At 53.2% G+C, this 21,611-nt stretch carries 20 protein-coding genes; 10 read left to right on the forward strand and 10 right to left on the reverse strand.

Annotated features, from left to right (window positions below):
- The first annotated feature begins 48 nt into the window (after window positions 1-48).
- From WBG83_RS14465 to WBG83_RS14475, 3 genes are all read left to right on the forward strand, one after another.
- The gene (locus WBG83_RS14465; protein WP_336745830.1) at window positions 49-1,341 is read left to right on the forward strand and encodes a glycosyltransferase family 4 protein; all 1,293 of its coding nucleotides are present in this window, start codon (window positions 49-51) and stop codon (window positions 1,339-1,341) included.
- A gap of 354 nt (window positions 1,342-1,695) precedes the next feature.
- A complete protein-coding gene (locus WBG83_RS14470; protein ID WP_336745831.1) occupies window positions 1,696-3,174 on the forward strand; it encodes a glycosyltransferase in 1,479 nt (492 codons plus the stop codon).
- 56 nt (window positions 3,175-3,230) lie between these two features.
- The gene (locus WBG83_RS14475; protein ID WP_336745832.1) at window positions 3,231-3,617 is read left to right on the forward strand and encodes a VOC family protein; all 387 of its coding nucleotides are present in this window, start codon (window positions 3,231-3,233) and stop codon (window positions 3,615-3,617) included.
- A gap of 273 nt (window positions 3,618-3,890) precedes the next feature.
- Here WBG83_RS14475 and WBG83_RS14480 read toward each other — a convergent pair whose 3' ends face one another.
- A complete protein-coding gene (locus WBG83_RS14480) occupies window positions 3,891-4,721 on the reverse strand; it encodes a copper amine oxidase N-terminal domain-containing protein (RefSeq protein WP_336745833.1) in 831 nt (276 codons plus the stop codon).
- 52 nt (window positions 4,722-4,773) lie between these two features.
- On the reverse strand, window positions 4,774-6,345 hold the full coding sequence (gene pdxR / locus WBG83_RS14485) for a MocR-like pyridoxine biosynthesis transcription factor PdxR (protein ID WP_336745884.1): 1,572 nt from the start codon (window positions 6,343-6,345) through the stop codon (window positions 4,774-4,776).
- Between the two features lie 391 nt (window positions 6,346-6,736).
- Here pdxR and hisC point away from each other — a divergent pair, with 391 nt between their 5' ends.
- Window positions 6,737-7,876, forward strand: coding sequence for a histidinol-phosphate transaminase (gene hisC, locus WBG83_RS14490; protein WP_336745834.1), 1,140 nt, complete (start codon window positions 6,737-6,739; stop codon window positions 7,874-7,876).
- 348 nt (window positions 7,877-8,224) lie between these two features.
- Here the strand turns inward: hisC and WBG83_RS14495 are convergent, their stop codons facing one another.
- Window positions 8,225-9,028, reverse strand: coding sequence for a sporulation protein (locus tag WBG83_RS14495; protein ID WP_336745835.1), 804 nt, complete (start codon window positions 9,026-9,028; stop codon window positions 8,225-8,227).
- Between the two features lie 146 nt (window positions 9,029-9,174).
- On the opposite strand from WBG83_RS14495, the gene WBG83_RS14500 reads away from it, so the two are divergent.
- The 3 genes from WBG83_RS14500 (at window position 9,175) to WBG83_RS14510 (ending at window position 10,848) form a co-directional block, all read left to right on the forward strand.
- Window positions 9,175-9,402, forward strand: a complete 228-nt coding sequence (locus tag WBG83_RS14500; protein ID WP_336745836.1) for a hypothetical protein — start codon at window positions 9,175-9,177, stop codon at window positions 9,400-9,402.
- A 13-nt stretch (window positions 9,403-9,415) separates the two neighbouring features.
- Window positions 9,416-9,730, forward strand: coding sequence for a hypothetical protein (locus WBG83_RS14505; protein WP_336745837.1), 315 nt, complete (start codon window positions 9,416-9,418; stop codon window positions 9,728-9,730).
- A gap of 383 nt (window positions 9,731-10,113) precedes the next feature.
- Complete coding sequence (locus WBG83_RS14510; RefSeq protein ID WP_336745838.1) at window positions 10,114-10,848, forward strand: alpha/beta fold hydrolase; 735 nt, start codon at window positions 10,114-10,116, stop codon at window positions 10,846-10,848.
- A gap of 41 nt (window positions 10,849-10,889) precedes the next feature.
- Here the strand turns inward: WBG83_RS14510 and WBG83_RS14515 are convergent, their stop codons facing one another.
- Window positions 10,890-12,440: a GGDEF domain-containing protein gene (locus WBG83_RS14515; protein WP_336745839.1), complete on the reverse strand. Its 1,551-nt coding sequence runs from the start codon at window positions 12,438-12,440 to the stop codon at window positions 10,890-10,892.
- Between the two features lie 555 nt (window positions 12,441-12,995).
- On the opposite strand from WBG83_RS14515, the gene WBG83_RS14520 reads away from it, so the two are divergent.
- Window positions 12,996-14,393: a hypothetical protein gene (locus WBG83_RS14520; RefSeq protein ID WP_336745840.1), complete on the forward strand. Its 1,398-nt coding sequence runs from the start codon at window positions 12,996-12,998 to the stop codon at window positions 14,391-14,393.
- Between the two features lie 315 nt (window positions 14,394-14,708).
- Here the strand turns inward: WBG83_RS14520 and WBG83_RS14525 are convergent, their stop codons facing one another.
- The 4 genes from WBG83_RS14525 to WBG83_RS14540 form a co-directional block, all read right to left on the reverse strand.
- Window positions 14,709-15,335 carry an FMN-dependent NADH-azoreductase gene (locus WBG83_RS14525; RefSeq protein ID WP_336745841.1) on the reverse strand — a complete coding sequence of 209 codons (627 nt, stop codon included), beginning with the start codon at window positions 15,333-15,335 and terminating at the stop codon, window positions 14,709-14,711.
- 260 nt (window positions 15,336-15,595) lie between these two features.
- Window positions 15,596-16,075 (reverse strand): RrF2 family transcriptional regulator, encoded by a 480-nt coding sequence (locus WBG83_RS14530; RefSeq protein ID WP_336745842.1) that lies wholly within the window; start codon window positions 16,073-16,075, stop codon window positions 15,596-15,598.
- Window positions 16,076-16,614: 539 nt separating this feature from the next.
- Complete coding sequence (locus WBG83_RS14535) at window positions 16,615-16,926, reverse strand: dehydrogenase (protein WP_442955840.1); 312 nt, start codon at window positions 16,924-16,926, stop codon at window positions 16,615-16,617.
- A gap of 109 nt (window positions 16,927-17,035) precedes the next feature.
- Window positions 17,036-17,965, reverse strand: coding sequence for an ArsR/SmtB family transcription factor (locus WBG83_RS14540; RefSeq protein WP_336745844.1), 930 nt, complete (start codon window positions 17,963-17,965; stop codon window positions 17,036-17,038).
- A gap of 160 nt (window positions 17,966-18,125) precedes the next feature.
- On the opposite strand from WBG83_RS14540, the gene WBG83_RS14545 reads away from it, so the two are divergent.
- Window positions 18,126-18,356: a hypothetical protein gene (locus WBG83_RS14545; protein WP_336745845.1), complete on the forward strand. Its 231-nt coding sequence runs from the start codon at window positions 18,126-18,128 to the stop codon at window positions 18,354-18,356.
- Window positions 18,357-18,467: 111 nt separating this feature from the next.
- Here the strand turns inward: WBG83_RS14545 and WBG83_RS14550 are convergent, their stop codons facing one another.
- Together WBG83_RS14550 and WBG83_RS14555 are read right to left on the reverse strand one after the other, a co-directional pair.
- Complete coding sequence (locus WBG83_RS14550; protein ID WP_336745847.1) at window positions 18,468-19,496, reverse strand: Gfo/Idh/MocA family protein; 1,029 nt, start codon at window positions 19,494-19,496, stop codon at window positions 18,468-18,470.
- Between the two features lie 24 nt (window positions 19,497-19,520).
- The gene (locus WBG83_RS14555; protein WP_336745848.1) at window positions 19,521-19,865 is read right to left on the reverse strand and encodes a YisL family protein; all 345 of its coding nucleotides are present in this window, start codon (window positions 19,863-19,865) and stop codon (window positions 19,521-19,523) included.
- 230 nt (window positions 19,866-20,095) lie between these two features.
- Between WBG83_RS14555 and araA the strand changes: the two genes are divergently transcribed.
- Window positions 20,096-21,586: an L-arabinose isomerase gene (gene araA, locus WBG83_RS14560; protein ID WP_336745849.1), complete on the forward strand. Its 1,491-nt coding sequence runs from the start codon at window positions 20,096-20,098 to the stop codon at window positions 21,584-21,586.
- The last annotated feature ends 25 nt before the right edge of the window (window positions 21,587-21,611 follow it).

The following is a 21,611-nucleotide window of genomic DNA, read 5'->3' on the forward strand; positions in this document are numbered from 1 at the left end:
GATATATACAAGCCATATGGCTGGGATAAAGGAGGAACAATATTGCGCATGAAATCGTTATTGGGGAAGCCGGATGCTGGCATAGCCGCGGGAGGGGGGCTTGAATCGGGCCATCCCGGCGTAGTCCGGCGGGTGCTGATGCTGACTTGGGAATTCCCGCCAATGGTTGTGGGCGGCTTGTCCCGGCATGTGTTTGACTTGAGCCGCCATCTGGTGAAGCAGGGGGTGGAGGTCCATGTACTGACCAGCCAGGTTGAAGGTTATCCCGACTATGAAATCAATCAAGGGGTACGGGTTCATCGGGTAGCCACATATCAGGCCAAGGAGCTCAATTTTTTGGAGTGGGTATTTCAGCTGAATTTGGCGATGCTTGATTATTCGCATAAGCTGCTGCGTCAAACTTCATTAGATGTGCTGCATGCGCACGACTGGCTCGTTGTCTATGCCGCCAAAGCGATTAAGCACACCTATGGGCTGCCGCTGGTCGCTACCATTCACGCCACGGAGCATGGCCGCAATCAGGGGCTGCATTCCGAGCTCCAGCACCGGATCCATGGACTGGAATGGCAGCTGACCTATGAAGCGCGGCGGGTTATAACGTGCAGCCGCTTCATGCGGGATGAGGTGCGGTACTTGTTCAACCTGCCGGATGACAAGCTGGATATCATCGGAAACGGTGTTGACCCCCAGGCAGTCCGGGTTTTTGAGCATGAGGCCCAATGGCGCAGTCAGCTCGCGCTGCCGTCGGAGAAGCTGGTTGTGTTTGTCGGCAGGCTGGTCCGGGAAAAGGGCGTGCATGTGCTTTTGGACAGCGCCCTTGGTATTCTGCAGCAATGCCCGGACGCCAAGTTTATTATTGCCGGCAACGGACCGGAGCGTCATGCGCTGGAGAAGCAGGCGGAGACTCTTGGCCTTGGACCGAAGGTGCTGTTTCTCGGCCAGGTGGATGAAGACGCGCGTAACCGTCTGCTGCGCTTAGCCTCGGTCGCGGTTTTCCCCAGCTTGTATGAGCCGTTCGGTATAGCGCCTCTTGAGGCCATGGCGGCGGGAAGCCCGGTAGTCGTGTCAGGGGTCGGCGGCCTGCAGGAGACAATTGAATATGGCGTCGACGGCTGGACTGTGCTGCCGGGCGATGTGCCTTCGCTGGTGAGCCATGTCATTAAAGTGCTGAGTGATGATTTGGAAGCCCGCACGATGGCGATTCGCGCGTTCGAGAAGGTGTTCAGTGAATATAGCTGGGAGCATATCGCTGTACAAACCGTCGATTGCTACGCTCAGCTTTGGCATCACGATGACCGGGAGGCAGTCCGAATCCGCCAGGAAGTGGCTGCCGCGCTATAAGCATGGTTTGTGGCTTGCGGCCTGATTCTATTTTGGGTATGGAGTTGTGTGGATTTTATTGTAAAAATGGCTGAATAGCGCACGAGCGTCTTCATTCTAGCGTCTTCGTTCCCTGCCGGGATGTACCCGCCGGGGGGAAGGCGTTTTTTTGTGCGGCGCCGGCCCGAAAGAACTTGTCGAACGGCATGTCAGATTATGCTAAAATAAAGAAGTGCATAAGCCGAGGTTGCCTTCGGAAAAGCTTTATACATGATGCGTCCGGCAGGGTGTTTAGGGGCTGTGAATTTTACAAGCCGAGGGTAAACCAGTATGATGTAAGTAGCAAATGAATCCTATGAAACTACAGGTGAACCGATGAACGAAAACATTGAGATGATTACGAAAGCGTTTGAAGAGAAGCGTTATTTGCAAGCACAGCTTGCCGCAGAGAAGGCGGTGGCCGAGGAGCCGCTGAATGTTATGGCATGGGTATACCTTGGCGAAGCTTTGCTGCACCAGGAATACGGAACGGCGGCGCGGAAGGCATTCCAGCGGGCGCTGCTGCTCGATCCGGAAGCGTCCTGGAAGCAGACTGTTTTCAAAAAGCTGGAGGATACTCCGGGCGGCCCGGAGATGAAGGAGATTGACCCGCTGCTTGCTGTCGAACCGGTCAGAATAGCGGCCGTGGTTATTGCCAAAAACGATGAGCACCGTATTAAACGTTGTCTGGAAAGCCTGGTTCCGGCTGTGGATGAAATTGTGCTTGTGAATTACGGCTCTACGGACAAGACGGTGGAAATGGCTTCTTCCGTGCCTAAAGTCCGGATTGTTCAGACCGAGTGGGACAACAATTTTGCTGCTGTCCGTAATGCCGGCCTGGAAGGGCTTGAAGCCGATTGGGCGCTGTTTGTAGACCCGGATGAGGTTCTTTATGCCGAGGATGTCGAAGCGGTTAGACAGGCGGCTGGCTTGTTTGAGCGGTTTGCCGGTGTCAAGGTGCTGGAGATTCTGCATGTGACGACAGCCGAATCCGGGCTGCAGCGCGTAGATATGAAGGAACGCTTATTCCCGGTAAACAAGGGCTTGAGCTTCCATGGCCGAATCTATGAGCGTGTGGGCAGGATAAATGAGGAAGGGAAGTGGACGCATAACTTCCCTCATCCGATTGTAAACATTCGCCTGGAAAAAGAGCGTCTGGAAGAAAGCGAATTGAAGAAAAAAGACCGTGTAATCGGCAATCTGACCATGCTGCGGTCGATGATTGAAGAAGAACCGGACGAGCCGAGCTGGCCGCTGTTTTATGCGCGGGAGCATTTGCTTGCAGGCGGACAAATCGATGAGGCGCTTCGTTATTTGGAGCTGGCCGAGAACCGTTCTGACAATGCGCCTGAGTTCGACAAAATCCTTGATGTTTATGTGCTTCAAGCCAAATTGAACATGCAGCTCGGCAGCACTCAGGCTGCTGAACTTGCTTGCCGAAAAGCATTAGAGCAGGCACCGGATTATCCAGACGCCCATTTCTTGCTGGCTCATATCCGCATGGACCAAGCCGTAAGATTGGTTGCCAATGCAGAAGAGCATTTCCGCAGAGCCAAGGCCGGCTTTACTACGTACCGGGGCACGGTTCCGGCGGATGATCGTATCCGCTCGCTGCTTGCAGATCTGGGGATTGCCGACTTGCTGCTCCGTTCGGGGCAACTCGCGGAAGCGGCCAACATTTATCGTGCCTATGCGGCCAATTATCCGAACATGGAGCGGATTACCAAGATGCTGGCTCATATTGAGGAGCAGCAGGCCGCGTTGAACAAGCTCAGTGCGGAGTCCAAGCCGGCAAACGGCGGGGAACAGGCTTAGCCTGCTTCTGAAAATCATTCCTGATCGTTTCATGTTCGTGGAGAGGACGTGTTGACATGATACACAAGCTGGAGCATATTGGAATACGCGTTAGCGATATGGATGCTTCGATCCGTTTTTATACAGAGGTGCTGGGGCTTCAGCTGGCGTGCCGGAAGCCGCTGGCTGACGGAGTCGAGTTAGCCTTCCTTTGTTTTCCGGGCTCGGAGAATATCGAATTGGAGCTGATTGGCCGGGGGACGGAGGGGCTGTCGAGCGACGGCATTGTACATCATGTCGCCTTCACCGTGTCCGATATCGAAGCGGAGGTGGCCCGGCTGCGAGAGCTTGGGGTAAAGCTGATTAGCGAAGAGCCCAAAGTCATTCTGGACGGCGTCAAAATCTTTTTCTTCTACGGTCCTGACGGTGAACAGCTGGAGCTGTTCCAGCCGAAGGCCGAGTAATCCTTTCTATAAATAATAGGGGCTTCTGTCCATACCTGTCAGACTGGGTGTGAGTAGCCCGAATATAAAGCAAAAAGGACCTCTGATCCGCTTCTGTCGGGAGATGAGGTCCTTGTATTTTTTGGTTTAGCGATGAGTATTGCCAGACGGCAAGCGGGGTTTTGCAAGCTAGATTTCATTTTATACAGATTTGATTTTACAAGGGCATAAGAAATTATTTTTAAATTGACTTTGGTCCGCGTTTTGCCGGCATATCCCTGTTTATTTCAAAGTTTACTTCAAAGAAGAGGCGGCAGCGTTGGTTTTTCTGCTCCATTCGAGGTATTTGTCCTGAAGGGCGAAGCTGTTTTCCAAGGCTACATCATAGCTGGTCGCCAAGTAGTTGGAGAACCAATCATCGTCGATGGCTTTGTTATAGTCGGCATAGTTGCTTAAGAAATCGCTTAACGATTCCAGCCCTCTAAGGCTGACATTCAACTTATCCATTTCTGCCAGAAGAGGCTCCTCGTGTCCGAGCTTCTTGCTGGCTTCTTGCGCTTTAAACATTTGATCCAGCATATTGTCGTGCTGCTTGCGGAGCTGGTTCAAGTACGTATTTTTCAATTTAAAAAGGTATGCATTGTTTTTATAGGTGACGGTTTGCTCGTAGGTCATGTCGATCATCACCTTCATGTCCTTTAAACGCCCTGCAAAAATATACAGGTTCTCGTATGCATTGGTTACCTGCTGAATCAGCTCCCGATTGGGGTCTGCTGCCGTCCCGCTGCCGTTATTCCCCCCAGAGGAGGCTGGAGCAGGTGCGGGCGAAGGGGTAGCGGCCAAGATGACGGCTGTGGACGTCTCCTTGTTCCAGTCGACAGTTGCGCCTAACGATTCGCTTACGAAACGGAGCGGGACCATCGTGGAGCCGTTCATGTTGATGGCGGGAACTTCGTTTTGAACGGCTTGTCCGTTCACTTCAAGCCCCACGACGGGAAAGCCCATATATTCCGCCTGCCGTTCGGCGGCGTAGACCGTTCCGCCGATACTGGATATAACCAGCAGAGCCGCTGCCCATTTCAGTACGCGTTTGTGTTTCGGTTTGTATGATTGGAGCTTGTTCATTTGTTTCGTCCTCCTCCAAAATAGTCAAAACTGTTCGGATTCACCGCATCAGTCAAATGGGGCCGCTATACAGCTCCCATGCTTTTCCAAGGGATCTAATCCCGTGCTGGATGCTTTCGATGCTCAGCCCGCCGAAGCCTAGCAGCAGACGCGGCTGGATGGTCGGAAGGGGAGACTTTGCTCCGGAAAGGGTATAAGCGGATGTCGGGTAAACACGCACACCCGCCGCCAGGGCCTTGGCGATGAGGCTTCGCTCTGTATGTACAGCATCCTCCCCCTGAGGGAAAGCGAATTCCAGCACGATGTGAAGGCCGGAGCGGTCTCCGATGACCTGCACCTGTGGCCCCAGCTCTGCTTTTACAGCCTGGATTAGGGCGGCATGCTTGAGGCGGTAATGCTGCCTCATCTTGCGGATATGGCGTTCAAAATGGCCTTCGGCTATAAACTGCTCGACCATGCTTTGATGCAGCGGGGAGGCAAACTGGTCGAACGTGTGGAGACAGCCGTCCATTTTGCGGGCCAGCGGCAAGGGCAGAATGAGGTAGCTGAGGCGCACCGCGGGGGCGATAGCCTTGGAAAAGGTGCCGAGATAGGCCACTCTTCCCGAACGGTCCAGTCCCTGCAGGGCCGGTATTGGGCGGCCTTCGTAACGAAATTCGCCGTCATAGTCATTCTCGATAATCATGCCGTCGACATCCTCCGCCCATTTCAGCAGCTGCAGCCTTCTTGCAATCGGCATAATCATGCCGTAAGGGAATTGATGGGAAGGCGTTACGTAAACGACGCGTGCGCCGCTTTCATAAAGGGCATCGATGCGGAGGCCGTCCTTGTCCAGCGGCACCGGCTGAAGCCGCCAGCCGTTCTGGCGCACAACCATGGCGACACCGTCGCTAACCGCGGCTTCCAGCGCGATTTGCGGGCCGTAGGGGTCCCGCAGCAGCTGGCAGAGCTGCTCCAGGGAGTTATGCGTTCCTGCGCCGACGATGACTTGACCCGGTGTGCAGTCCACGCCCCGGGCTTGATGTGCGTACTGGGCGATTTGCCTGCGAAGGCCCGGCTCGCCTTGAGGCTGGCCGTATAACAGCAAACCCCGGTTCTCCGGCCGGCAGCAGCGGGCCGCCAGCCGGCTCCACTGCGTGAAAGGGAAATAGGCCAAATCCACAGAGCCATAATGAAAATCGTATTCCGGTTTCGGCTGGACACTGCCGTCCGGGCTGTTATCGGCAGCTAATCCGGGGACAGCTGCGGCAGGCAAGCCGGTAAATCCGGCCTCCGCAGCATCCATATGATCTACAGCGTATTTCGCCGTGCGTTCCTTTTGCTTTGCTGATGCGGCTTTGTTCTGCCGGGGAGATGCCGCCGGAACGTCAACGAGCTGATCGTGCGCCAGGCTTTGTGCGTACAAGCCGCTTCGCGGGCGGCTCTTGGCATAGCCCTCGGCGATTAGCTGCTGGTAAGCCAGCTCGACCGGGGTACGGCTGAGTGCCAAATCTGCCGCCAGCTTGCGAACGGAAGGGAGACGTGTGCCGGCCGCAATGCGCCCCGCCGTAATTTCTCCGCGAAGATGGCGGTATATTTGCAGATACAAGGCTTCGCCCGATTGATCGGTCAATAAAAGGGTCATTTCCACGCCAATTCCTCTTTTCAATCCCAGCCATTCATTAAGCTGTACACAGTTCATCCCCAAATTATCCACAACATTCACAAGGTTATTCACAAATTATATAAAACGAATGGTAACTCTACCTGAAATACACAATTCATCCACAGCAAAAGGATGTATATCCACAGAAATTGCGTTATTTATCCACATTCCTCCCACAGGTACTTGGAAAACGGCAATAGAAGGGCCTTCGTAAGCTATGCCAGCGGCTCCAGCTTCGGCCCCTTCAAGCTGTACACCAGCATTTCTAAGGAAATGTCAACTGTCACTGTCAAATAAGAGAAACTGTGCATTTTGAAAATGTCAATTTTGTTCTATTGTAATGGTACCATAAGGAAATGGAGGATGACAAATGGATTCCCAATCATCAGAAGTGTACATTAATCCCCATATTGCCGCTATGAAGCCATACGTTTACGGCTGGCAGCCGCCCTCGGTTACAGGAGGAAGCAGGCAGCGGGAGAACCGGAATCAGGACATCAGCCAGCCGATGCACACTTCTCGTCCCGAGTTGAAGCTTAACGCCAATGAAAATCCGTATCCGCCGTCCCCTCGTGTAGCGGAGGTACTCACCCGTCTGGATACTGACCGGATTGCCTTGTACCCGGATGCGGTTTGTACGGCTCTTTGCAGGCAAATTGCCGCCCATCATGAGCTGAGGCCAGAGCAGGTGATGGTGGGAAACGGCTCCAGTGAGCTTATTACGTTCATTTTTCGTGCGTTTATGCAGCCCGGCGATGTGGTGGCCCTGCCTTATCCGACCTTTACGCTGTATCATACGGCCGCGGCGATACAGCAGGTCCGTTTCATCGATCTTCCGATGGATGGGGATTTTCGGTGGAATGTGCATCAACCGTTGCCTGAGGAAGCCCGGCTGCTGGTTCTGGTCAATCCGAATGCGCCGACCGGACGGCTGCTGCCGTTAGACGAATTAGCCGGAATTATTGAGCGTTTTGCCGGTGTCGTCGTTATTGACGAGGCCTATATCGATTTTGCGGATGACCCCCATGTAAGTGCGGCAACGTTAGTCGGCCGGTACCCGAACCTGATTGTGCTGCGTACATTTTCCAAATCGTATTCCTTATGCGGCGCTCGAATCGGGTATGCGCTTGCTGCTGAAGAATTCATCATTGCCATGATGAAATGCAAGGATTCTTATAATGTCAATGGGATTAGTCAGCGGATGGCTGAAGCGGCGTTCAGCGACCAAGCGCATATGCGGCGCAACGCAGACCGGATTCGCGCTACTCGTTCCCGGTTGTCCTGGCAGCTTGAGGAGCTTGGCTTTCAGGTGCTGCCCTCTCAAACCAATTTTGTGCTATGCCGTCCCCCGGGCGGCGAAGCACAGGAGCTGGAGCGCTATTTGGCTGCACGAGGAGTGTATGTCCGGTATTTCCCGCAGCCCCGATTGGAGGACAAGCTGCGCATTACGGTTGGAACCGATGCTCACATGGAGGAGGTTATCCGCCTTATCGCGGAGTGGGTGCTGTGAGTGTGAGGGTGCGAGGCGGCATCTTTCGAAGGTGATTAGCCTCAGGGGCATAAAATAACTCCCCTTCGAAATACAGGTTTATTTCGAAACCTGTATTTTGAAGGGGAGCACTTCAAGCAGAGGTATTGTCCGATGCCCATGATTCCGGACATCTTGGCCTGTTTTTACTAAAACTTTTTCGCACCGCGCGCAGCTCCCGGCGCGCGGTGCTTTGCTGCACGACGGCGGTCGGCCGAACCCCAAGCCTTCGCCTGTCAAATTTATAAAGCTTGTTACTTGTAGGAATATGACGGTTTATACCAGATCGTCAAGCTTTCGTTTCATGGTTTGTTAAAACGGTCGTGCCGGCTATAGGGCATGTCGATTAATCAGCTCCGCAAGGATAACGGCTACAGCCCCTGGACCTTGCTCCACCTCTTCGGCTGAAAGCCACAGCAGGTGAAGGCTCTCATCCATATCCAGCATTTCTGCAAAAAAGCCGGTCAGGCCGCGCGCGCGCCGATCGATCTCGATGAGAAGCTCAATCCCATCTTCCCGGGGGAACATCGCAATTTCCAGCTCATCCAGCAGCGCGCGGTAAGGGCCCTTCGGGGCAAACTCGATATTTTGGATAAACGGCACTCCGTTCCGGCTTCGCGGGTCATGCTCATTGGTTATTTCTTTGATGGCAAAGCCAAGCTGATACACCGCATCAAGTACGATTTGTGTATAAGCGTGCGGAAGCACATGCAGAACATCTTTGTCCCCGGGATCTATGGCATTGTTGATATCAAGCCCGGTCCGGAGCCAAACCTTGTCACGGTTTGTTGTCATTGGTGTGAGCGCGGGAAGCTCAATGACGAACGGCAGCTCCCGTGTTTCCCCAGGGTCGATCGACAGATTCTCTCCAAGCCGGTACTCGGCCAGGCGGTGGGTTACATGCAGCTTCCTGGTTTCTTCTTTGCCATCGGTGGTTTTCACTGTTTCTTCTTTATGGTATTCGGTATACAAGTGCACATAGATGTTATCGATGCGCTGGCTGATCTTGCCGCCCCGAATGGCAACAACTCCGCCAAGCCGTTCTCCAGCCGCCGCTTCATGCGTGTCGAGCCGCAAATCAACCTTGGCGCTGCCAATGCCGATGCTTGCCATCATCCGGTTAAAAATTGACATGTCCCATTCCTCCCCCATTGTATAGAGCCTGCGGTAAAGCAGGAATCCAGTTTTTACTATAACGTATGGGAAGCAGCAAGTAAATTCATACATTTCTTCCAAAGTGGAAACACTATCGGCAGTCGGCTAAGAAGGAGGAAGTGGGCTTGAGCATCTTGCTGATGATTTTATTAGCGGTAGCGATGCTTGTATTGATCCTGGGGGCTGTTTATTCCGTGCGCAATCGGCAGAAACGGACGACAGTGGAGGACAAGGATCCCCCTCGTACCATGGTCAAACATCCATTACTGGCGAATCCGGTGTTATGGATATATGCTGCGTTTGCGGTAATTGTTTTGATTGTGGCCGCTTTTTATAATGGCATGTTGTCGTAGGAGGAGGCTGAGCATGACAGAACAGGACAAAAAAACGTATTATGTTTCTGTGCAGGCGAATACGGTGCTGGATGATAAAGGCGCGGCAGCATTCGAGTTCGAGATTGAGGCCACAGATGAAGACATCGAGAAGCTCGAGGAGCTGTTTGAATACAAAATCGATGCCGATGACGGTTCAGCGCTTCGGTCCCATCTGCCGGCTATCCCTTACCATATTGATGAAGAGAACGACGCCTATGACGCATCGCTGCGGGAAATTTACCGGCAGATTCATCATTTAGGCACTCTGGAAACGAAGCAGCACATTGAGAGCATGGACATTTTATAACCAATACGGACGAAGGGCTGCTTGTTGACAGTTCCTCCTGCGATGCGGCGTATGCTGCGTTAGATCTGATCAAGCGGCCGGAAGAATAAGGGCAAGACGATTGTGGTGCACCTGCCGGATACCGGGGAGCGCTCAGAGCCGTATCAGTTGAAGTAAAGTCGGGCTTTAATCCAAAGAGAGCTTCCAGGCTGCTTGAACGGTGGCCCTTGGAAGCTTTTTTTGTGTAGAATCGGAGAATAGAGACCGGAGGTTCACCTCGTAATCCGGCATTAATTTACTTGTAAAGGTATGGTAATATGATGAAATAAATTCCACCCATTCGGCTGTTATATTCAGAATCCACATAGTGTTGATTTTGATGAGGAGATAAAGGAGAGGATCATGTGAATATTCAATCAAGCTTTGTACGAAATGGTGATACTTTCATTCATTATCTGGATTCGGGGAACCGGGCTGATCCTAAGTTGACTCCACTTGTGGTATGCCCCGGGCTGTCCGAAACCGCGGAGGAATACGCAGATTTCATAAACGGACTATTGCCACGCAGAAGTATTGTCCTATCCTTCCGAGGCCGGGGAGGAAGTGGAACACCTCCCACAGGATATGACTTGGATCATCATGTTTCCGATGTGGAGCAGGTTGTGTCCAGCGCCAGTCTGAGTCGTTTTCATTTATTCGGCTATTCTAGAGGAGTATCCTATGCGCTCGGCTTCGCGGTAAAGCATTTCCCGCAGCTTCGCTCGTTGGCAGTGCTTGATTATCCAGCCGAGCATAAGCAAATGACACCAGACTGGGCAGACGATTATATTCATAATTATCTCCTGCCGACCGGACGGACCGCTAATATACGGATAGAGGCAGTACGCGGAATTCAGAGGGAATCTGTTCCGGTCCGTTTTAACTCACGATTACCAATACCTATGCTCGTCATGCGCGGGCTACTAAAAGGCTCTCTGCTAACGGATACTGATCTGGAAGCCTACGCCCAGTTGCAGGAGACTTTCCAAAAGCTTGACTTCACCGACTCGGGTCACGACGTAAGAAACACGGAGCCTGCTAAGCTAACAAAAAGCGTAGCGGCATTTTTAAATGAATGTGATCGCTTGTTTCCTTCCTAACCGTCGGATTACAGAGATTGGCAGCCATTAATTCACCGGGGCTATACAGCGGTGGTCTGCTTCTTTAAGCTTTCATGATAGACGCTGCATGTATTCTTGCCATTGTGCTTGGCGTGATAGAGCGCCCGATCGGCGCAGTAGTACAAGTCGTCGGCGTCTTGGGCATGGTCGGGAGCCAAAGCAATTCCGATGGATGCCGTCGTATTGCATTCCCGGACAACATCGACCCCGTTAATTTCAATCGGCTGCCGCAGCTCTTGAATGATGTGGAGGGCAATTTCTTCGGCTGCTTCTACATCCGTGACCTGGTTCAAAATCACGACGAACTCATCTCCTCCCAAGCGGGCCGTAATGTCGGCGGGATTCGGCACCGCAGTGCGTATTCTGCGGCTCACTTCCTTGAGAAAGACGTCCCCCGCGTCGTGTCCGAACGTATCGTTGACCTGTTTGAAATTGTCCAAATCGATGTGAAGCAGCCCGGTTTTCCCGTCTGTTTTCTTATTTTTATTGATGCTGGAATGGAGCGCTTTCTCAAAGACGGCCCGGTTAGACAGGCCGGTCAGCACATCATGAGAGGCCAAATATATGGGTCTCGCAACCAGCCTTGAAATCAGGTAGCTGATAAGCAGGGCACAAGCGATAGTCGCCAGAGTCTGGAGAATAAATACTTGATTGTTTTCTCTTAGCTGCTTGTATAGCTCATCGTTATTATAGACAATTTCAATAATGCGCTGATTCGTAAACTTAATCTCTTCGGTATCGAATTCGACTCTGTATGGAACATAACGGTAAGTGACGGGGGCGCCGTTCAGGGTGCCGGTCACCTCCTGGACGGTCCATTCATGGAACGTTTTGTAGAAGACAGCGCTGTTTTCGTCGGAGACGAGAATCGACCTGCCATCCTCGCCGGTTTTGCCAATAGATTTTCCGGAAGGCGTAAATACCGTGATATTGTTGATGTAGCTGTATTTCTTCATGAGCTTGCTGCTGATTTCCAGAAAGTTAAAGCTCCGGAAAATCGGATTGTCGCCTTGATCCAGTCCCAGCTCCAGCAAATATTTATGATCGGGCGTCGGGACGTAGCTGTATTTTTTCAGCTTGCCCGAGTTTGATTCCTGATCCAGTCCGTCAACGACGAACCGGTTCCCGTTGAGCCGATCCTGCAGCAGCTGGGCAAACACGCCGCGGGATCCGTCTTTTTCACGGAAGCTGAGCCCGATATCGCCCGAGTAGCTGCTGTACAGCACCGTTTGTGTATCGTCAATAATATAAATATCCATGCCTTCAAACTTCTTCTTGAGGGCTTGGTAGTTCCAGAACTCCACATAGGGCTCTTTTTCGTATTTGGCCAATAGCTGATCGGAGAATTCTCTCATTTTCATTTCAATGCTTTTATCCAAAATTTGTAATGCCTTATCGGCATTCGATACGGCGGTAATCACGACATCCTCAACCAAAAGGGATTCACGTAAGTAGCTTGCGGTAAGGTGCTGCTCCCATCGGTGTTGATTCACTAATGTCACACTAATCGTCAGCACGATGCTGAATATGCCCATGATGGCCATCAGCTTCGTTCTAAAGCTAAATTGCACGAATTAAGCCCCCTCTAATACAAGGTCAGGTGATGCCGGATTGTGCTTTCATGAGGCCTTCCAGGCCGTGCAGCTAAATTGCGGCTATGCTGGCCAGTCCTTGTAGGGATCGCAGACCTGAACCCCGTGTTTCAAACCAAAGGACCGATTGCAGGCGGTAAAGGACCTCTCTCTTGTCCAACCAATGATGCAGGACGAATTGCCTGACATGTTTATCGGTAGTTGAAGGGGATTAATTGAGTGCCTGAAGGCGGAATAGAGAGTAAAAGCAGGAATTTTCTGAGGGCTCATTTTTTTCACGGCGGAATGCGGGCGTAAAAAAGCTTGAAAGTGCAGTATTTTCAAGGGAATATTATTGTAACCGATTACAAAAGGACCCTGGAAAATAAATTAACAATATTGTCATAATTTGAACCGATGGTGCGGTCCGGGCATCATTGCCTATTCTTCCGTAACGATTTATAATAGCGGAGTCTTTAATGAACCGGCCGTCATGTTGTGTTGTTTTGTACAGGTTCAACAGCTTGGATCGGCAGAAGAAAGAAGGTAACGGCTATGAATATCGCAGCAAGGTCCCTTGATCGGATCCTGATTTTATCCTTGGCGGCGATTTTTATCCTGATTCAAATTACGCATTGGGCTCCTTTTACTGTTCTGCTCGGAATTATGGTTTTTGTTACGATTGCCCTGCTGCTCCCGCAGCTCATTGGGACAACCCGGATACTGACGATCGGCTTTTTGGTCGGCGGCGTGCTGCTGATGGTTCTGCATCAAGCCAATGTCAAGGTATGGCTGGAAGCGGCGACGATGAACGTCACCGTGGCCACCTTGTTCGTGTTCGCGCCGCTGTTTGGAATTCCGGTTCGCTCCCCGCAGTATGTCGCGGCCTTGAAGCAATTTTATGAGACGAAGCTGACGAGCCGGACAGGTTTTTTCCTGGGCTCACAGCTGCTCACTCAATTGATGGGCGTATTTATTAATGTAGGCTGCATTCCGGTCGTGTATCATTTGGCCGCGGCGAATACCCGGTTCAAATCAAACCGCATGCTGGCGGATGCACTGAACCGCGGCTTCGGGGGAGCCATTTTCTGGTCGCCATACTTTTCTGCAATGGCGCTGGTGAGTACGGCGCTTCATTTGTCTTGGACTGCGCTGCTGCCTTATATGCTGGGCTTGTCGCTGCTCAGTGTTCTTGTCAGTCTTCTGGTGGAGCTGCCGCTGCTGCGCGCCAAATCCCGCGGTGCCGCTGCGCTCTCTCAGGACGAGGCGGCTGCCGGAGCTGAAGAAGCACAGGCGGAACCGGCTGAGCCCATACGGCTTGGACGGGCGCTGTTTCCACTCGGCTTGTATCTGGCTGCTGCAATTGCGGTGGTCATTATTTTGGAGCAAGTGCTGGAGCTGCCGATTGTACTGATTACGTGCATGGCTGCGGTGCTGTTCCCGCTGCTATGGTGCTTGGGAACCCGGGCAATGGCAACGTACCGGCAGGGGCTGAAGGACCATGTAACCAAGACGATACCGTCGTTGAAAAAAGAGATTACGCTGTTTTTGGCCGCAGGCTTCTTCAGCGGCGCGATGGCGGGAACCTCATTCGGAGACTGGATTCCCGCGCTTCTTCAAATGGTGCCGCTGCCGATTCCGCTTGTTCTGTCTGTGCTCACCGTGTTCCTCATTACACTGACTTCATTAATCGGTCTTCATCCGATTATTCTGGTCTCGATTCTGGCGACAGGAATTGAGCCTGCAGCCGTTGGAGTGAGCCCGGTATTCCTTGCTATCCTGCTGCTCGGGGGCTGGGGAATTTCCAATACTATATCACCGGCCTCCGCCGTGAATAATTTGCTGTCCGGCCTCATTAAAAAGGACGTGCTGAAGCTGGCGTCCAGCAATTACCGCTTCGTCATCGTGATGGCGGTTGTTATTCCGGTGTATGTGCTCGTGTTCAAGCCTTAACGAGGCTGCCATTTGCTCTTATCTAGGATTCCTTCAAGCATCCGCTCCATGCCTATCTGTACGATAGGCATGGGGCGGTTTTTATTTGGCCCGGCTACGCTGCTTGCCCTGCTGCCGCATCGAATAAAGACTCATGCCCAAATGCGGGTTAAAAACAAGCATGAATCATAGTTAATTGTGTCAAGAAAGCGGAAGAGACTTTATGGAAGAAGGGCGTCACATCCGGTAGCCGTCACATCCGGTAAAAAGCAAAAAGCCCGGAAAGAGGGGAGCTGCTTCTGCTCCTTCGTTTCCGGGCTTGGTTGTATTCGTTTCTTAGAAGCTGGCAGCAACCGCAGCAGCTTGCTTCAAGCCTTCGCCAAGGATGGCTTCTGCGCGATCCGGGAATTGGTTGTGGCCTTCCACAACAACGGTTTCCACGTCTGTAACGCCCCAGAAAGCGAGTGTGTTTTTCACATAGTTGAGGGACATTTCCAGGCCAGCCATCGGGCCTTCGGAGTATACACCGCCGCGGGCGTTAAGCAGGGCAACCTTTTTGCCGCCGAGCAGGCCAACCGGACCTTGAGCTGTATATTTGAATGTTTTGCCTGCTTGGTTCAGGTAGAAGATGTACGTCAGAAGCTGAGCAGGGATCGTGAAGTTCCACAGCGGGAATGCGATCATTACTTTGTCAGCCGCGAGGAATTGATCCAGATAGCCGTTCGCAAGATCAGCTGCGCGTTTCTCTTCCGGAGTCAGCTCATAGCCTTGGCCTGCTTTGTACAAGCCGGTCAGCATGGTGTTGTCGTAGTAAGGCAGATCCAGATCAAACAGGTTCAGCTCGGTAACGCTGTCTTGAGGATGGGATTCTTTGTAGGATGCTGCGAAAGCATCGTACAGCTTGACGCTGGCCGATTGCTCGGCAGGGCGTCCGTTTGCTTTGATAAATAGTACTTGTGCCATTAGTAAGAGGCCTCCCTGAGTTTAAAAAGTAGGTTTGAAAGTCACAGTTAAGAATGGAAATGTGCAATTAATAGTTACAGTATAGAGCGGAAACCGTTGCTTTGTCAATCACAGTTTATGTGCTGGTTTGGTCCTGCAGCACAGTCATTCAAGCAGCGCTTGTCCCGCTTGCGGGCAAGCCGCTTGGCATATGATCGGCCCGGGGCAGAAGAGGCCGCGGGTGTGCCTGTGCCAGGAGAGAACATACCGTACGCTGCATATTAATTTGCAGGATCTTCTTTCCTGGCCTCAGCCGCGCTGTAAACAATATCGCACAAATCGGCAATCGTCCGTTTCTCCAGCAGCTGGAGCAAATGGGCCTCGGCTTCGTCCGCCAGCTCCTGGAAGGCCAGATTGAACTCGGCGGACAAAGGACCTTCGCTCGTCGTCTCCAGCATTCCTGAGAACAGCGGCTCCGTCATCTGAACGGCACGGTATACATCTGCAAAGGTAATCGTTTCCGGTGCTTTGCTCAAATAGTACCCCCCGTCCCGCCCTTCGCGGGCTTCCACGATTCCCGCCCGGGCCAGCCGCGCAAGAATGCGCCGCATGAGAGTCGCCTCCGAGCAGACATGGTCCGCAATTTCACCGCTCGGGCAGCGGCTCTCGGGACAGGTCGAGTTTGCCAGAAACACCAGCGACTGCAGAGCAAAGCCGAACCATCTCGGTGTAGCGGCGACCTGATTTTTTTCCATGCTCATCACCACGCCTCCTCTTTGCTTGCGTTCACAAGCGGATTTGCAACACTTATCGTCAGCTTTCCAGTTATATCGTCATAAGCGGGGCTTTACAATGCGGCTCCTGCACACAGAATATCATAAAAACAGTGCCGGGCAAATACAGCCCTCGCTGCGGCCGGTACACAGGCCCTTAAATGGAGCTTCAATTCAGAGGGGCAGGGGGGCTCGCGTCTGGGAATGTCACCTAAAAATCAAGCTCTCCGTCTGCCTCCCGGATTACGCCTTGAGGTGCCGGCCGAACGAAAGCATCGGGGCCGGAAAGCAGGCGCAGAGCCGGGCTTGCGAGGAGAGCTGATGAGCCGTTATAAGCAAGTATTCCGCACAATTGCTTCCGATAAACCCTTAATCCATGCGCCGCCGGGAACACAGCATCTTTCGCTCGCCGGGAACCGCAGTGCGAAAGCGGAGGCTGGCGCGGGATACCGCTTTGCACTGCACGCGAATCTTGGGCGCGCGGTGCCGCTGCGCGGCGGTCGCTCGATCCCTTCAGGCAGCGAAGGCTACCCGCCGAAGGCCGACCGGAAGGCTGCGGACAGCACAGGCGGCTCTACGTTCCACAGCCCGGCAACCTCGGGGCAGACCTGCTCCTCCCACCAATCGGCAAGCACTTTGCGGTTGCTGGCATTTTCCACAATCCAGGGTAAATTCAGAATGACCTTTTTATAGTACAACGTTTCCGCTTCCAACACCTGCGCCGGGGGAATCCAGATTTTCAGCTTTTTGATCGTACGGTACAGCTCTTTATTGCAGGAACGCCGGATTTTGCGCGCGGAAGGGAAGGGCTGGTTATGCTTTTCCTGGGCATTCATCATGATCCATCACCTGCTCCTCTCTCCTATAAGCTATGCCGGAGGCGGAGGGAAGGCGACAGCCTGATCGGGAAATGCCGGGGCGCAGGCCAAAAAATTCAGCCGCAGCAGCTTAGGAGGATGGCGCCGGAGGCAGCTCGGTGTACAGCATCCGGGCGATCATATCCTGGCTGTAATTCCCGAAGTGCTTGCCGTAGATGGTCAAGCCGTTCGGATTTTTGGCGTCCGCCGGAGCTGACAGCTTCAGCTTCAGCGTGCTTTTATAATCCAAGTTCAATGCGTCCAGGCTCGTCTCGGAAACCTTCGTGCCATCAATGAAGGTCCCGTCATGATTAATCCGGATGAGCTTCAGCATCCCGTACTGATTCAGATGGAGCGGCCACCAATCCGGATTGGCGGCCCCTTTTTCCCCGCCGAAATCACCGGGGCTGGTCCAGTATCCGAGCTCCGCATCATTCAGGTAAAAATAAATATCCGACGGCCAGTTGTTGCAGTAGGAGGGCGCTTCCGAGCCGAGCTCCATCAAGAACTGCAGCTCTGTGAATTGCTGGTTCGGCTTCAAATAATTCGGAATGCGGTATTCCAGGAACCCGTGGGTCAGCCAAATAATTTCCGCCTGCACATGCTCCGGCGCATCGAAATAACGGGGGTCGTCGAACTCGCCGATAATCCGGTCCTTGGTGGCGAGGCCGCAGGTGGGGGACGCTTCATAAGCGCTGTAATGCCCGACCTGGATGTTCACTTCATACAGCTGATCGGCCTCGCCGGGCAATAAATCAATCAGCAGCTTATCTGCGTTCAGGAAGCACATCTTCTGTACGCCATGCTTGCCGGCGGCGGTCTCGATGCGGATGAGCCCGCTGTCCTCCAGCTTTTTGATATGCATCGTGACGGCGCCGTTCGTTAAGCCGAGCAGGACCGCCAGCTCGTTTAAATTCCGCGGGCTGTGCTCCGCAAGCAGATGCAGCATTTCCAGACGAATGTCGGAGCTGAGCGCTTTGAAGATGTCGAGCCCCGCCTTCGGGCTTTTGAGATGCAGCATCGGGTGGCCTCCTGACCGGGTTTTAATTTATATAAGTATAAAATAAACCGGCCGCCGCCGTCCATTACCGGGACATGTGGTTGTCATCCGGAGCGGGACTATGGTATAGTAGCGGCAAAACAACCGGATGAATGCAGCAGCAGGAGAGGAGAACCAAAGAATGACTACCCCGGACAATCAGGCGCCGCACATTGTGCTGGAGAAAACGCTCAGCCATGCGCAGTATGCCCTGACCATCGAAGAACAGCAGCCCGAGCAGGGCGGAGCGCCCGTGTACGTTTCCAGGGTTACCCGCGACGGTGTGCTTATTTATGCCAGCTACCCGTGGAAGGAACAGCAAAAGGCAGAGCAGGAAGCGCTGGAATATTACGCTCACCTGCGCAAAAACTAACTAAACGCGCCGATCCAAAAAGACCGTTCTCCGTTTGTTTATCGCAAGCGGAAACGGTCTTTTTCAGCTGTTCAACGAGGGAAAACGCGGATAAGGACGCTGATCATGAAGCTACAGGAAGAAATCGACCTTGCGTCCGGTGCTGGCGCTTTCCAGCGCGCCGAACACCATCCGCATGCTCTTGATATTATCGGAGCTGTCCGTTTCGGCCGGGCGGTTTTCCCGCAGGGCGGAGAACATCTCATCCAGACATCCTGCGTGGCCGTCCTGCCCCTGCCAAAAGGAATCCGCTTCGATTCGGCGGATGTCCTGCTTCGGCAGCGGGCCGACCGCATCGGGATCGACGATTTCGGCATACGGGGCACTTGTCCCGTCCCAAATCGCCGTGCCAATGCTACCGGTCACCCGCCAGCTGGCCTCCCAGGAGGTCGGACTGCCGAGGGCGCACCATGAGCCCCGGTACGTAAAGACGGAGCTGTCCGACATCTCGAAGATGCAGACGGCGGACGCGTTCCCTTTGTACCAGGAGCCCGTCGGGTTGAATTCGTGACAGTATACTGAAATCGGATCGGCTCCGGTAATAAAGCGTGCCTGGTCAAACGTATGTATGGCCATGTCTACAATAAGCGGGCTGTTCATCAGCTCGCGGAAGCCTCCGAAATGGGGGCCCAGAAAAAAATCGGCGCAAACCATGCCGGCCCCCCCGATGGTCCGCGAACGGATGAAGCTGCGCAATGCGCGGATTCCCTGGTTGTAGCGGCGGTTCTGCATAACGAAGTACCGCTTGTCCAGCAAGCGGGCAATCGCAACAAGCTCCTCGGCTACCTCCAGCGAATCGGCAATCGGCTTCTCGGTAAAAACGTCGCAGCCCATCTGCATAGCGGTGGACGCGATTTGCTTGTGGCTCTCCGGAACGGTAATGTCAAATACCAGATTGGCGCGGCTTTTTCGAATCGCTTCGCCGACATCCGGGTACCATCTGCATCGTAATCCGAACTCCTTGGCCAGTGCGGCAGCGTTTTCCTCCTGCAGATCAGTAAGTCCAACAATCTCGCAATCTGTGCGGGAGAGCGCGTATTTTACCCACGTCTTGGCCATATTGCCGCAGCCGGCGACCACGATGCGAAATGGTTTTTCCATTGCGATCCCTCCTTGCAGCCTGAGTTACAGCGAAATAACGCCGTACCCCAGCAGCACAATCAGCAGCGTGATCACGGAAAAAGCGATCCAGAGACCGGCCTTCTGGCCGCTGCTCCAGCTTTGTCTGCGGCGGCTGCCCAAGATTTTCTCCATGATGTAAATCAGGATGAGCGCAAGTACCCCTTTGATGGAGTAGGAGAGCGGAAAGCCGTAGCTGTACAGCAGAGTCCCGCCGCTTACAATCATCACGATGTACATCAGACGCAAAATCATGTGCAGCGCCCGGGTACGGATGAAAATACAGCTCAGTACAAACAGCAGAAACAAAAGCGGCCAAGAATCCGTGTGGGCGTGAATAATCGCGTTCATGTTTAAGTAGCCTCCTTATAGAACTGAAATCTATTATTATTCTAAGGAAAATTGCTCCCGTTGACAAATTTTCCGCGATACTTTGTAAATTTGTAACTTTGCGCTGGATTTGTACGTACAAAAATAAAAAACAAACCTGTTATTTTGGTTATATGTCAAAAATAATCGTTGTATTTTAAAGTGGTTGTACGTACAATTAAGGGTGAAAACGATAACAAGGAGGAGTAGTCATGTTGGACATGAAGACGCGTACATTTTGGTTTGTCACAGGCAGCCAGCATTTGTACGGACCAGAAACAATTGAAGAGGTAGCGGGCCATTCCCGTACGATCGCTGAGGGATTGGATCGTGATTCTCTCCTACCGGGCAAGGTGATTTTTAAACAGGTCGTGACCACCTCCGATGAGATTCGCCGTTTATTTCTGGAAGCCAACAGCGACGAAACCTGCGCAGGCATTATTACATGGATGCACACGTTCTCGCCGTCCAAAATGTGGATTGCCGGCCTGTCGGAGCTGCGCAAGCCGTATTTGCATCTGCATACGCAGTATAACCGCGATATCCCTTGGGATACGATAGATATGGATTTTATGAATACGAACCAGTCTGCGCACGGTGATCGGGAGCACGGCTTCATCGGCGCCCGGATGGGCGTTGCCCGCAAGGTAGTTGCCGGCTACTGGGAGGATGCGGAGGTTCGCAGCCGTATTGGCGGCTGGATGCGCACAGCGGTCGCGTATCTGGAGAGCCGCAGATTGAAAATCGCCCGTTTCGGAGACAACATGCGCCAGGTTGCGGTAACGGAAGGCGATAAGGTCGAAGCGCAAATTCAGTTCGGCTGGACTGTCAACGGCTACGGCATCGGTGATTTGGTAACCCGCATGAAGGATATCTCCGATGCGGACATCAATCGTCTGATGCAGGAATACGACGAGCTGTATGATGTTACACCGGCCGGACGCACAGCAGGACCTGTCCGCAACGCAATCCGGGAGCAGGCCCATATCGAGCTGGGGCTGAGAGCTTTTCTGACGGAGGGCGGCTATGGCGCGTTCACCACTTCATTTGAGGATTTGCACGGACTGAACCAGCTGCCGGGTCTGGCTGTTCAGCGTCTGATGGGCGACGGCTACGGCTTCGGCGGGGAAGGCGACTGGAAAACATCGGCCTTCACCCGGGTAATGAAAATTCTGGCAAACAATGTCGGAACCTCGTTCATGGAGGACTATACGTACCATTTTGAGCCTGGCAATGAGCTGGTGCTCGGATCTCACATGCTGGAGGTATGCCCGACCATTGCGGCGGACAAGCCAAAAATCGAAGTGCACCCGCTGGGTATCGGCGGCAAAGCCGATCCGGCCCGTCTGGTCTTCGACGGCCGCAGCGGTTCCGCGCTGAATGCGTCCATCGTCGATCTGGGCAACCGTTTCCGTCTTATTGTCAACGAGGTTGAAGCGGTGGAGCTGGAGCGCCCGATGCCGAAGCTTCCGGTAGCGCGCGTGCTGTGGAAGCCGCAGCCGTCGCTGCGCGACTCTGCGGAATCGTGGATTCTTGCAGGCGGCGCACACCATACCGTATTCTCCTATGTCGTTACATCGGAAAACCTGGCTGATTGGGCGGAAATGGCCGGCATTGAATGTGTCATTATCGGCAAAAACTCCACCCCGCAATCGATTCGTCAGGAGCTGCGCTGGAGTGATCTCGCTTACCGCCTGCGGTAGCATGCTATAATAGCATCAAAACTAG

Source organism: Paenibacillus sp. y28, from assembly GCF_037137075.1.
Taxonomy (GTDB): domain Bacteria; phylum Bacillota; class Bacilli; order Paenibacillales; family NBRC-103111; genus JBBBNV01.

Excerpts from the sequence above, each read along its gene's own strand:
- hisC (WP_336745834.1), top strand. The coding sequence starts at position 6,737 with ATGGATTCCCAATCATCAGAAGTGTACATTAATCCCCATATTGCCGCT.
- WBG83_RS14470 (WP_336745831.1), top strand. The coding sequence starts at position 1,696 with ATGAACGAAAACATTGAGATGATTACGAAAGCGTTTGAAGAGAAGCGT.
- WBG83_RS14505 (WP_336745837.1), top strand. The coding sequence starts at position 9,416 with ATGACAGAACAGGACAAAAAAACGTATTATGTTTCTGTGCAGGCGAAT.
- WBG83_RS14495 (WP_336745835.1), bottom strand. The coding sequence starts at position 9,028 with ATGTCAATTTTTAACCGGATGATGGCAAGCATCGGCATTGGCAGCGCC.
- WBG83_RS14550 (WP_336745847.1), bottom strand. The coding sequence starts at position 19,496 with ATGGAAAAACCATTTCGCATCGTGGTCGCCGGCTGCGGCAATATGGCC.
- WBG83_RS14475 (WP_336745832.1), top strand. The coding sequence starts at position 3,231 with ATGATACACAAGCTGGAGCATATTGGAATACGCGTTAGCGATATGGAT.
- WBG83_RS14545 (WP_336745845.1), top strand. The coding sequence starts at position 18,126 with ATGACTACCCCGGACAATCAGGCGCCGCACATTGTGCTGGAGAAAACG.
- WBG83_RS14465 (WP_336745830.1), top strand. The coding sequence starts at position 49 with ATGAAATCGTTATTGGGGAAGCCGGATGCTGGCATAGCCGCGGGAGGG.
- WBG83_RS14480 (WP_336745833.1), bottom strand. The coding sequence starts at position 4,721 with ATGAACAAGCTCCAATCATACAAACCGAAACACAAACGCGTACTGAAA.
- pdxR (WP_336745884.1), bottom strand. The coding sequence starts at position 6,345 with ATGACCCTTTTATTGACCGATCAATCGGGCGAAGCCTTGTATCTGCAA.
- WBG83_RS14520 (WP_336745840.1), top strand. The coding sequence starts at position 12,996 with ATGAATATCGCAGCAAGGTCCCTTGATCGGATCCTGATTTTATCCTTG.
- araA (WP_336745849.1), top strand. The coding sequence starts at position 20,096 with ATGTTGGACATGAAGACGCGTACATTTTGGTTTGTCACAGGCAGCCAG.
- WBG83_RS14555 (WP_336745848.1), bottom strand. The coding sequence starts at position 19,865 with ATGAACGCGATTATTCACGCCCACACGGATTCTTGGCCGCTTTTGTTT.
- WBG83_RS14535 (WP_442955840.1), bottom strand. The coding sequence starts at position 16,926 with ATGATGAATGCCCAGGAAAAGCATAACCAGCCCTTCCCTTCCGCGCGC.
- WBG83_RS14530 (WP_336745842.1), bottom strand. The coding sequence starts at position 16,075 with ATGAGCATGGAAAAAAATCAGGTCGCCGCTACACCGAGATGGTTCGGC.
- WBG83_RS14540 (WP_336745844.1), bottom strand. The coding sequence starts at position 17,965 with ATGCTGCATCTCAAAAGCCCGAAGGCGGGGCTCGACATCTTCAAAGCG.
- WBG83_RS14525 (WP_336745841.1), bottom strand. The coding sequence starts at position 15,335 with ATGGCACAAGTACTATTTATCAAAGCAAACGGACGCCCTGCCGAGCAA.